The organism is Kitasatospora griseola (assembly GCF_014648555.1).
GTDB lineage: Bacteria > Actinomycetota > Actinomycetes > Streptomycetales > Streptomycetaceae > Kitasatospora > Kitasatospora griseola.
In genome coordinates this window covers 1-11,230 of the sequence record NZ_BMRI01000030.1, presented here as the reverse complement: position 1 = coordinate 11,230, position 11,230 = coordinate 1, and the positions used below count along the sequence as shown (strand labels likewise).

Here is an 11,230-nt window from a genome sequence, read left to right as displayed (position 1 = left end):
CGTGACCGGCCCCGCCCGGGCGTTCGTGCGCCGGCCCGCCGGCGTCGATGTCGTCCAGGCCGGCGCGCTGCCGCTGGCCGCACTGACGGCCTGGCAGGCACTGGTCGACACCGCGCAGGTGAAGGCCGGCGACCGGGTGCTGGTGCACGCCGCGGCCGGCGGCGTCGGACACCTCGCCGTGCAGATCGCCAAGGCCCGCGGCGCGTACGTGATCGGCACCGCCGGCGCGGGCAAGCACGACTTCCTGCGCGGCATCGGCGTGGACGAGCCGGTCGACTACCGGAGCACGGACTTCGCCGAGGCGGTCCGCGACGTCGACGTGGTGCTGGACACCGTCGGCGGGGAGTACCAGCTGCGGTCGCTTCGCACCCTGCGCCCGGGCGGCCTGCTGGTGTCGATCCTGCCCGTCCCCTTCGAGGGGCTGGCCGAGGAGGCCGACCGGCTCGGCGTGCGCACCGCGATGATGCTGGTGGAGGCCGACCACGCCGGGATGGCCGCCGTCGCCGACCTGGCCGAACGCGGCCTGCTGCGCGCCGAGATCGCCGGGACCTTCCCGCTGGAGCACGCCGCGAAGGCGCACGCCCTCGGCGACACCGGCCGCACCACCGGCAAGCTGGTGCTGGTGAACTGACCGGGCGTCAGTTCCGGTCGAGCTCCTGCAGGTGCCGCAGGGCCCGGTCGAGCAGGTCGGCGAGGTCGTCCCGGCCGCCGCGGTCGGCCCAGTACAGCGAGGTCTCGGTGAGTGTCGCGGAGACCACGGCGGCGGTGATCCGCAGTTCGAGGGTGGGGGCGTCCAGTCCGGCCCGTTCGGTGAGCAGGTCGAGCAGCATCCCGGTCGGCTGGTTGGTGCCGTCGAGCATCCGGGCCCGCAGCGCCGGCACCGAGGCGGTCAGCCGCATCCGCTCGTACAGCTCCGTCCGCTCCTGCTCGGCGATCCGGCGGACCAGCTCGACCAGCACCTCCCGGGCGGAGGTGAGGAACGGCTCGTCCGCCGGCCGGGCTCGGATCGCGGCGGCCATCAGCGGGTCGTACTCGTCGGTGAGGACCAGGTCCTCCTTGGTCGGGAAGTACCGGAAGAAGGTCGCCGGGGAGACCTCCGCCGCCGCCGCGATCTGGTCGACGGTGGTGGCCTCCCAGCCCTGCTCGGCGAACAGCCGGAAGGCCTCCCGGCGCAGGGCCTGACGGGTCTTCAGCTTCTTGCGCTCGCGCAGCGACATCGGGGCTTCGACCAGCTCCTCCAGCGAACCGGGGGAGGCGTCGGACGGGCGGGGCCGGGCGCTGCGCGGGGTGCTCATGCCGACGATTCTCCGGGATCGCCGACCGTCGCGGCCAGCGGCCGCGCCCCGGGAGCGGCGGGAGCGGCGGGAGCGGCGGGAGCGGCGGGCTCCGGAGCGGCCGGCGCGGCCGGGTCGCCGCCGCTCGGCATCCGGGCCGCGACCAGCACGGCGGACAGCGCGGCGAGGATCCCCGCGACCAGCGTCACCAGGCCCATGCCGTGCACGTACGCGCCGTGGGCGGACGCGGCGAGCGCCGGGTCGCCCAGCCGTTCGGCGACCGCGTCGGCGGCGATCACCGAGCCGCGGGCCAGGCGCGCGGCGTCCGCCGGGAGCGCGGAGACGTCCAGCGCGGAGCGGTAGCCGGCTGCCAGCAGGCTGCCGAACACGGCGACGCCGACCGCGCCGCCGACCTGGCGGAGCGTCTGCACCAGCCCGGCGCCGACCCCGGCCTTGGCGGGCGGCAGCAGGAGCAGCGCGGAGGCCGTCGCGGTGATCAGCACCAGGCCGAGCCCGGCGCCGAACAGCGACAGCCACAGCGCCGTCCACCCGTAGCCGTCGCCGACCGCGGTGCGGCTGCCGAGCAGCAGCGCGAGGGCGGTCAGCGCCAGGCCGGTGGAGACCACCCCGCGCGGGGCGAACCGGCGCACCAGGCGTTCGGCGAGCCGGGCGGCGACCAGCAGGCCGCCCATCATCGGCATCAGCCGCAGTCCGCTGCCGAGCGCGTCGGTGCCCAGCACGCTCTGGAAGTAGGCGGGCAGCACGAAGAATCCGCCGAACAGGACGACCGAGACCAGGGTGACGGCGATCGCGCACCAGCGGAACACCGGCTCGGCGAGCAGTCGCAGGTCGAGCATCGGGTGGTCCGCCCGGCGGCTGCGCAGCACCAGCGCGGTCAGCGCGACCACCGAGCCGAGCAGCGCGCCGAGCACCAGGGCGTCGCCCCAGCCGCGTTCGGCGCCCTCGATGATGCCCCAGGTCAGCGCGGACAGCCCGGCCGCGGCGAGGGCGGCGGCGGGCAGGTCGAGCCGGGGCGCGGCCGGGTCGGCGGACTCGGGGAGCAGCAGCAGGCAGGCCAGCACGCCGAGCACCACCAGCGGCACGTTGATCAGGAAGATCGAGCCCCACCAGTAGCCGCGCAGCAGCAGCCCGCCGACGATCGGCCCGAGCGGCACGCCGAGCGCGGTCATGGTGGTCAGCAGCGCGGTGGCGCGGCGCTGTTCGGCGGGCGGGAAGACCGCGGGGATCACCGCCATCGACATCGGCATCACGAACGCGGCGGCCAGGCCCATCGCCGCGCGGGCGGCGATCAGCGACCCGGGGCCGGAGGCGAGCGCGCCGAGCAGGGAGGCCGCGCCGAACAGGCCGAGCCCGACGACCAGGGTGCGGCGGCGGCCGAAGCGGTCGCCGAGCAGGCCGGCCGGCAGCAGGGCGGCGGCGAACACCACGGTGTAGGCGTCGACGATCCACTGCTGCTGCCCGGTGCCGACGTCCAGCTGCCGGGCCAGGTCGGGCAGGGCGACGTTCAGCACGGTGGTGTCGAAGCCGATGACGAGCACGGCGAGCGCGACCGCGACAAGTGCGATCCAGCGCCGCGGGTGTGGAGCAGACATGACGGAACCCCCATCCGATGGTTACTCTCAAGTGAGAGTAACTCTCAAAAGATGGCGAGTGTCAACCGAAGCCCGCGCTGCGGGATCCCCTCTTCTGGAATTGATGCGCTGTTGATCCCCTGTTCGCCCGCGCTGAGTGCCGAACGTGTCACTGTAGGTGGGGAGTTCTCTGACGATCTGTCAGATAACCTGTCGGCCGGTGGGAGGTTTGCCAATGGAGTACGGAGCGACCGGGTTCTGGAGCGGCGTGGTCGGTGTGCTGGCCGCGCTGGCCGTCATAGCCGGGTACTTGATCGGCGGAGCCCGCGTGGTCTGGCTGGTCTCCGCGGTCGAAGTGCTGGCCGTGATGGCCTGGGTCGCGTACCGCTTCCGCGGCCGGGCGCACCAGCGCGCGGCAGGCGAAGGGCCCGACGCGGCGCACTGCGAGCGCTGCCGTCGGGCCCGGGAGCGGCTGGAGGCGAGGGCCGCACAGCCGGCGCGGTACTGAGGGGAGGGGCGCTGCCGTCGGGCAGCGTCGCCGAGCAGGAACGTTGCGGCGGCGGATCAGCCGGCGGCGGTGTACGCCACCAGCGAGACCCCTACGTACTGCACGATGAACGCGCCGAGGGTGAAGGCGTGGAACACCTCGTGGAAGCCGAACCAGCGCGGTGACGGGTTCGGGCGCTTGAGGCCGTAGATCACTCCGCCGATGGTGTAGAGCGCGCCGCCGACGACGATCAGCGTCAGGACGGCCGCGCCGCCCTTGTGCAGGAAGTCCGGCAGGAAGAACACCGCCGCCCAGCCGAGGGCCACGTAGCACGGGGTGTACAGCCAGCGCGGAGCGCCGACCCAGAACACCCGGAACGCTATTCCGGCCAGCGCGCCGCCCCACACCAGCCACAGCAGCACCTGCTGTCGCGCGCCCTCCAGCAGCAGCATGGTGAACGGGGTGTAGGTGCCGGCGATGATCAGGAAGATGTTGGCGTGGTCCAGTCGGCGCAGCACCGCCTCGCCGCGCGGCCCCCAGGTGAAGCGGTGGTACACCGCGCTCACCCCGAACAGCATCCAGGCGCTCACCGAGTAGACGACGCAGGCGACCCGCGCCGCCGTCGAGTCGGCCAGGCAGATCAACACGATTCCGGCGGCCAGTGAGGCCGGGAACATGCCGGCATGCAGCCAGCCGCGCCACTTGGGCTTGACGAGTTCGAGGGCTTCCGCGGTCATGGGCAGCATCTTACGGAACCGTAGGTTACCGGCGCGTAGGAAAGTGGTGATCCTCACTTTTAGACGTTCTGGAGTGTTAGGGGGGTGTGATCAAGGGCTCTCGGAGGCTCGCGGGGGACGGTTTCGGCCATCCCAATCAGACACTTCGTAGTAAAGATCTCGTCAATGGCGCCATTTCGACGAATGGAGGGCCGGTTGGCGGGTCTACCGTGTAAGGACCCTCAACCCCCGCGACACCGTCTCCTGGCCGAGATGGTGTGAAACGGAGCGATCGTGTCGTCTCAGATCTCTGCGCTCACCGAGTCCGCGCCCACCCGCCACCAGCGCCTGGTGGAGTGGGTCAACGAGATTGCCGAGCTCACCCAGCCCGACCGCGTGGTGTGGTGCGACGGCTCCGAGGAGGAGTACCACCGCCTCGCCGAGCAGCTCGTCGCCCAGGGCACCTTCACCAAGCTCGACGAGACCAAGCGGCCGAACTCCTACTACGCGGCCTCCGACCCGTCCGACGTCGCCCGCGTCGAGGACCGGACCTTCATCTGCTCGGAGAAGGAGGAGGACGCCGGCCCGACCAACCACTGGAAGGCCCCCGCCGAGATGCGGGAGATCTTCTCGGGTGAGAAGGGCCTGTTCCGGGGCGCGATGAAGGGCCGCACCATGTACGTGGTGCCGTTCTCCATGGGCCCGGTCGGCTCCCCGCTGGCCGCGTACGGCGTCGAGATCACCGACTCCGCCTACGTCGCCGTCTCGATGCGCGTGATGACCCGCATGGGCCAGGCCGTGCTCGACCAGCTCGGCGAGGACGGCGAGTTCGTCAAGGCCGTGCACACCGTCGGCGCCCCGCTCGCCGAGGGCGAGGCGGACGTCGCCTGGCCGTGCAACACCACCAAGTACATCTCGCACTTCCCGGAGACCCGCGAGATCTGGTCCTTCGGCTCCGGCTACGGCGGCAACGCCCTGCTCGGCAAGAAGTGCTACGCGCTGCGCATCGCCTCCACCATGGCCCGCGACGAGGGCTGGCTGGCCGAGCACATGCTGATCCTCAAGCTCACCCCGCCGTCCGGCGAAGCGAAGTACGTCGCCGCCGCGTTCCCGTCCGCCTGCGGCAAGACCAACCTCGCCATGCTCCAGCCGACCGTCCCCGGCTGGAAGGTCGAGACCATCGGCGACGACATCGCCTGGATGCGCTTCGGCGCCGACGGCCGCCTCTACGCCATCAACCCCGAGGCCGGCTTCTTCGGCGTCGCCCCCGGCACCGGCGAGGACACCAACGCCAACGCCATCAAGACCCTCTGGGGCAACACGGTCTTCACCAACGTCGCCCTCACCGACGACGGCGACGTGTGGTGGGAGGGCCTCACCGAGGACGCCCCCGCGCACCTCACCGACTGGCGCGGCAACGACTGGACCCCCGAGTCCGGCACCCCCGCCGCCCACCCGAACGCGCGCTTCGCCGTCCCCGCCTCGCAGTGCCCGACCATCGCCGACGAGTGGGAGGACCCGGCCGGCGTCCCGATCTCCGCGATCCTCTTCGGCGGCCGCCGCGCCACCGCCGTCCCGCTGGTCACCGAGTCCTTCGACTGGCAGCACGGCGTCTTCCTCGGCGCGAACATCGCCTCCGAGAAGACGGCCGCCGCCGAGGGCACCGTCGGCGAGCTGCGCCGCGACCCGTTCGCCATGCTGCCGTTCTGCGGCTACAACATGGGCGACTACTTCGCGCACTGGCTGAAGATCGGCGCCGAGGCCGACGCCTCGAAGCTCCCGAAGATCTACTACGTCAACTGGTTCCGCAAGAACGCCGGCGGCAAGTTCGTGTGGCCCGGCTACGGCGAGAACAGCCGCGTCCTGAAGTGGATCGTCGAGCGCCTCGAAGGCACCGCGGAGGGCGTCGAGACGCCGATCGGCGTGCTGCCGACGGTCGAGGGCTTCGACCTCGACGGGCTGGAGATCCCGGCCGCCGACCAGGAGCTGCTGTTCTCGGTCGACAACGAGATCTGGAAGCAGGAGGCCGCGCTGGTCCCGGCCCACCTGGAGATGTTCGGCGAGCACACGCCGAAGGAGCTGTGGGACGAGTACCGGGCCCTGGTCGAGCGCCTCGGCTGATGCGGTAGCACCGAACGGCAGGATCCGGTCGAAGACGGCAGTCCCGTCCTCGGCCGGATCCTGTTGTGCGTTCTACGGCTGGACGTAGCCCGAGAGGAAGTCGCCGATGCGGGTGACCGCGTCCGTGATGTCCTCCGGGTGGGGGAGGGTGACCAGGCGGAAGTGGTCGGGGTCGGGCCAGTTGAAGCCGGTGCCCTGGACGATCAGGATCCGCTCGGCGCGCAGCAGGTCGAGGACCATCTGCGCGTCGTCCTTGATCTTGTAGACCTGCGGGTCGAGTCGCGGGAACGCGTACAGTGCGCCCTTCGGTTTCACGCAGGAGACTCCGGGGATCTCGTTGAGCAGCTTGTACGCGGCGTCGCGCGAGGCCCGCAGCCGTCCGCCGGGCAGGACGAGGTCCCGGATGGACTGGCGTCCGCCGAGTGCCGCGGCGACCGCGTGCTGGGCGGGCATGTTGGCGCACAGGCGCATCGAGGCGAGCACGTTGAGGCCCTCGATGTAGGAGCGGGCGCGCTGGCGGTCGCCGGAGAGCACCATCCAGCCGCTGCGGAAGCCGGCCACCCGGTAGGACTTGGACATGCCGTTGAAGGTGACGCAGAACAGGTCCGGCGCGAGGGTGGCGAGCGGGACGTGCTCCACGCCGTCGTAGAGGATTTTGTCGTAGATCTCGTCCGCGTAGATCACCAGCCGGTGCTGCCGGGCGAGTTCGACGATCCCTTCCAGCAGTTCGCGCGTATAGACGGCGCCGGTGGGGTTGTTGGGGTTGATCACCACGATCGCCCGGGTGCGGTCGGTGATCTTCGCGGCGATGTCGGCCAGGTCGGGGTACCACTCGGCCTGTTCGTCGCAGCGGTAGTGGACGGCGGTGCCGCCGGCCAGCGAGACCGAGGCCGTCCACAGGGGGTAGTCGGGGGCGGGGACGAGGACCTCGTCGCCGTCGTCGAGGAGGGCGGTCATGGCGAGCTGGATCAGCTCGGAGACGCCGTTGCCCAGGTAGACGTCCTCGACCGACAGGCCGTGCAGGCCGCGGTCCTCGTAGTGCATGACGACGGCGCGGCGGGCCGACAGCAGGCCCTTGGAGTCGCCGTAGCCGTGCGCGGAGGACAGGTTGCGGAGGATGTCCTGGAGGATCTCGGGCGGGGCTTCGAAGCCGAACGCGGCCGGGTTGCCCGTGTTGAGCTTGAGGATGCGGTGACCCTGTTCCTCGAGTCGCATCGCCTCGTCGAGCACCGGGCCGCGAATGTCGTAGCAGACGTTGGCGAGCTTGCTGGACTGGATGACCTGCATGCCCGATTACTTTACGGGCGGCCCGGGCCGGGTTCCGCGTGGTGTTCGCCACCTGGACACGGACGGGCGAACGGTGGTGCGGCGGTAGGGTCGCGGCGGGCCGTCAGGGGAGGCGTCGGATGCTGGCAACGCTGGGAGCGGTGCTCGGGCTGCTGGTCGGGGTGCTGCTGCGGTCGGCGGTGGTGCGGTACGCGGTGCCCGGCGGCGAGCCGTGGCGGGCCTGCGCGGTGACGCCGCTCGGTCGCTGCGTGCGCTGCGGGGAGCGGCCCGGGCCGCCGCCGCTGACGGTGGAGGTGACGGCCGCGGTCGTCGGCGCACTGCTGGCCGCGCACGCCCCGGGACGGTGGCTGCCGCTGTTGGTCTGGATGGCGCTGTTCGGCGTGGCGCTGGGGTTCGTGGACGCCGCGGTGAAGCGCCTGCCGGACGCGCTGACCCTGCCGCTGCTGGTCGGGACGGCGCTGCTGGTCCCGGTCGCCGACCACCGCCCGGAGGTGTGGCTGCGCTGCGCCCTGGCGGCGGGCGCGCTCGGCGGCCTGTTCCTGCTGCTGGCGCTGTTCGCGCCGATGGGCCTGGGCGACGTCAAGCTCGCCCCGTCGCTCGGCGCGGTGCTCGGCCTGGGCGGCTGGCGGACGTTCTACGCCGGGCTGCTCTACATGTGGTTGATCGCCGCGGTGTGGGCGGTCGCCCTGCTGGTGCTGCGCCGGGCCGGCCGCCGCACCGAACTGGCCTTCGGCCCGGCGATGCTGCTGGGCACCCTGGCGGCGGTCCTGGTCACGTCCTGACGCCGCGTCCCGCCCCGGAAAAAGGGGCGGGGCCCGTCCTACCCCCAGCGGTACGACGGGCCCCTGTGTGTGCACCTGCCCCACCCTCAAGGAGCGGCGCACCGGCGGAAGGTCACTGCATGTTGTGGACGAAGGCGCCGACGTTGTTGGAGAAGTCGTTGCCGTTGTTGGCGTCCCAGTTGGTGGACCAGGTCATCGCGCCGCGGATGGTCGGCCACTTGGCCGGCGGGACGAAGCTGCCGCAGTGGTTGCCGGTGGCCAGGCAGTCCAGCGCGTTGTTCACCACGGTGGAGTTGACGTAGCCGCCGCCGGCCGCCTTGGTGGAGGCGGGGACGCCGATGCCGACCTGGTCGGGCCGCAGGCCGCCCTGGATGTGGGTGCAGACCTGCGCGGTGATGAAGTCGACGGTGCCCTGGGTGTAGACCTTGCCGTCGCAGCCGTTCATGCCACCGGAGTTGTAGAACTGGGTGTTGACGACGGTGAGGATGTCCTTGGTGGCCAGCGCCAGCTGGAAGTAGGCGCCCGCGGTGGAGTACATCCCGATGGTCTCGGGCGCCATGGTCAGCACGAAGCCGGAGCCGACCTTGGCCTGCAGGGTGTGCAGCGCCTGCGCCATGTAGGTGGAGTTGACGCCGTTCTCCAGGTCGACGTCGATGCCGTCGAAGCCGTACTGCTGGATCAGCTTGTACGCCGAGTCGGAGAAGGCGGTCGCGGCGGCCGAACTGCCCACCGAGATCGCGCCGTTCTGGCCGCCGATGGAGAGCACGACCTTCTTGCCGGCCGCGTGCTTGGCGGCGATGTCGGCCTTGAAGTCGGCGTCGGTGTAGCCGCCGAGCTTGGTGGCGAGCGCCGGGTCCAGGGTGAAGGAGATCCCGCCCTGGGTGGTGGTCGCGTCGGCGAAGGAGACCGCGATGATGTCGTACGCGTTCTGCACGTCGCGCAGCTTCTGCACGGTCGAGCCGTTGTCGAAGTTCTGCCAGTAGCCGGTCAGCAGGTGCTTGGGCAGGCCGGTGTTGGGCGCCGGGGTGGTCGCCGAGCCGGACGGGCTGGGCGAGTTGGACGCCGACGGGGAGGCGCTCTGCGACGGCGAGGCCGAGGCGGACGGCGAGGCGCTCTGCGAGGGGGACGCGGAGGCGGACGCCGACGGCTTCGGCGAGACCGAGGTGGCGGACGGCGACGGGGTGGCGGTGCCGCCCGGGCCGATCAGCTGGATGTCGTCCGCGTAGTAGGCAGGCTGGCCGTACCAGCCGTGGACGTACAGGGTGACGCTGGTGGTGCTGGCGCCGGTGGTGAAGCTGGTGTTCAGCTGGTTCCAGCTGCTCTGCGCCGACCAGGTGGACGGGTCGGTGCCGCCGGTGCCGCGGGCGCCCAGGTAGACGTACGAGCCCTGCACCCAACCGTTCAGCGAGTACGCGGTGTTGGGGAGCACCGAGACGGTCTGGGTGCACTCGGCGGTGTCGCCGGCGCCGGGGGTGGCGGCCAGCGCGCCCGCGCCGGAGTGCACGGGGGTGGAGACCGTGGCGGCGTTGCCGGTGCAGGTCCAGCCCGACAGGCCGGAGTCGAAGCCGCCGTTGCTCACCAGGTTGCCGACCGCGGCGTTCGCGCCGCCGGCCGACAGGGCCAGTCCGGTGCCGGCCAGGGCCAGCGCGGTCGCGGTGGCGAGCACCGCCGGGAACTTGTTGCGGCGCCGGTGGGACGGCTGCTGCAGGGTACGGGCCATGACAGGCTCCAGTGCAGGAGATGGGGGAGGGGTGTGGGGGAGAGCAGACGTGGCGGGGGAAGGGAGAGCCGCCGCGGTGGGGGTCGCGGCGGCTCCGCTGTGGGGGTGGGTCCGCTGTGGTGCTGACCACACGCTGGACTAGACCAATGGCAAGCGTCAAGACCCGGAATCCGGTTTAGGGACCGTTTAAGGATTCGGAGACCGTTCCGTATCCCGCCCCGGGCGCGCACTGTGACAAGACCGGTACCTGCGGTTTTACGTCCGGTAATGCCTGGCGGAGTAGGCTGCCGCAGGGATTTCGCACCCGGAGCAATCAGCACGGAGGGGCCGTTCACGATGGGTCTGCGCGATGTGGTGGAGCGCACGCCGGTGCTGCGCACCCTGCTGGACAAGGCCTACCGGCTGTACGGCCGCCGGGTCGAGGTGCACCTGGCCAACACCCCCCGCCACATCGGCGTGATCCTGGACGGCAACCGCCGCTGGGCCAAGGCCACCGGCGGCACCACCGCCTACGGCCACCAGCGCGGCGCCGACAAGATCAGCGAGTTCCTGGGCTGGTGCGCGGAGACCGACGTCCGCGTCGTCACCCTGTGGATGCTCTCCACCGACAACCTGGCCCGCCCCGCCGAGGAGCTCGTCCCGCTGCTCGGCATCATCGAGGACGCCGTCCAGGGCCTGGTCGACGCCGGCCGCTGGAAGGTCCACCCGGTCGGCGCGCTCGACCTGCTGCCCGCCCCCACCGCCGAGGTGCTCAAGCGCGCCGAGCAGCAGACCGCGCACATCAACGGCCTGACCGTCAACGTCGCCATCGGCTACGGCGGCCGGCAGGAGATCGCCGACGCCGTCCGCTCGCTGCTCCAGGAGCACGCCGGCCGCGGCACCTCGATCGAGGAACTGGCCGAAATCCTCGACGTCGAGCACATCGCCGAGCACCTCTACACCAAGGGCCAGCCCGACCCCGACCTGGTGATCCGCACCTCCGGCGAGCAGCGGCTGTCCGGCTTCCTGCTCTGGCAGTCCGCGCACAGCGAGTTCTACTTCTGCGAGGCCTACTGGCCGGCCTTCCGCAAGGTCGACTTCCTGCGGGCGCTGCGCGACTACCAGTTGCGCAACCGGCGGATGGGCCGCTGACGGTCGGTCAGCCATCTGCTGGTCGTACCCGCCCGCCGATCGGGGCTGCGACCACCGGCTGCGCCGCCGGGGGTGAGGCCGGTGGGCGGTCAGTCTCCCCTACCCGTCCCCCAGTCGGGG

10 protein-coding genes are annotated in these 11,230 nt (G+C 71.6%); 5 read left to right on the top strand and 5 right to left on the bottom strand.

Annotated features, from left to right (window positions below; genetic code table 11):
- Positions 1–631 (top strand): NADP-dependent oxidoreductase (locus tag IEZ12_RS28270; protein WP_229848181.1); only part of this gene is annotated, 631 nt, incomplete at its 5' end.
- A gap of 7 nt (positions 632–638) precedes the next feature.
- Here the strand turns inward: IEZ12_RS28270 and IEZ12_RS28265 are convergent.
- Positions 639–1,295: a TetR family transcriptional regulator gene (locus IEZ12_RS28265; protein ID WP_189275845.1), complete on the bottom strand. Its 657-nt coding sequence runs from the start codon at positions 1,293–1,295 to the stop codon at positions 639–641.
- The gene (locus IEZ12_RS28260) at positions 1,292–2,887 is read right to left on the bottom strand and encodes an MFS transporter (protein ID WP_189275843.1); all 1,596 of its coding nucleotides are present in this window, start codon (positions 2,885–2,887) and stop codon (positions 1,292–1,294) included. Before IEZ12_RS28260 ends, IEZ12_RS28265 begins: the two co-directional genes overlap by 4 nt.
- 214 nt (positions 2,888–3,101) lie before the next feature.
- Here IEZ12_RS28260 and IEZ12_RS28255 point away from each other — a divergent pair, with 214 nt between their 5' ends.
- A complete protein-coding gene (locus tag IEZ12_RS28255) occupies positions 3,102–3,374 on the top strand; it encodes a hypothetical protein (protein ID WP_043915843.1) in 273 nt (90 codons plus the stop codon).
- A gap of 56 nt (positions 3,375–3,430) precedes the next feature.
- Here the strand turns inward: IEZ12_RS28255 and trhA are convergent, their stop codons facing one another.
- Positions 3,431–4,099: a PAQR family membrane homeostasis protein TrhA gene (gene trhA / locus IEZ12_RS28250; protein ID WP_373295538.1), complete on the bottom strand. Its 669-nt coding sequence runs from the start codon at positions 4,097–4,099 to the stop codon at positions 3,431–3,433.
- Between the two features lie 264 nt (positions 4,100–4,363).
- Between trhA and IEZ12_RS28245 the strand changes: the two genes are divergently transcribed.
- On the top strand, positions 4,364–6,190 hold the full coding sequence (locus tag IEZ12_RS28245; protein ID WP_189275839.1) for a phosphoenolpyruvate carboxykinase (GTP): 1,827 nt from the start codon (positions 4,364–4,366) through the stop codon (positions 6,188–6,190).
- 72 nt (positions 6,191–6,262) lie between these two features.
- Here the strand turns inward: IEZ12_RS28245 and IEZ12_RS28240 are convergent, their stop codons facing one another.
- The gene (locus tag IEZ12_RS28240; protein ID WP_189275836.1) at positions 6,263–7,477 is read right to left on the bottom strand and encodes a pyridoxal phosphate-dependent aminotransferase; all 1,215 of its coding nucleotides are present in this window, start codon (positions 7,475–7,477) and stop codon (positions 6,263–6,265) included.
- 119 nt (positions 7,478–7,596) lie between these two features.
- On the opposite strand from IEZ12_RS28240, the gene IEZ12_RS28235 reads away from it, so the two are divergent.
- Positions 7,597–8,259, top strand: coding sequence for a prepilin peptidase (locus IEZ12_RS28235; RefSeq protein ID WP_189275834.1), 663 nt, complete (start codon positions 7,597–7,599; stop codon positions 8,257–8,259).
- A gap of 112 nt (positions 8,260–8,371) precedes the next feature.
- On the opposite strand, the gene IEZ12_RS28230 is transcribed toward IEZ12_RS28235, so the two are convergent.
- Complete coding sequence (locus tag IEZ12_RS28230) at positions 8,372–9,979, bottom strand: chitinase (RefSeq protein WP_189275832.1); 1,608 nt, start codon at positions 9,977–9,979, stop codon at positions 8,372–8,374.
- 336 nt (positions 9,980–10,315) lie between these two features.
- Here IEZ12_RS28230 and IEZ12_RS28225 point away from each other — a divergent pair, with 336 nt between their 5' ends.
- A complete protein-coding gene (locus IEZ12_RS28225) occupies positions 10,316–11,110 on the top strand; it encodes an isoprenyl transferase (RefSeq protein WP_189275829.1) in 795 nt (264 codons plus the stop codon).
- The last annotated feature ends 120 nt before the right edge of the window (positions 11,111–11,230 follow it).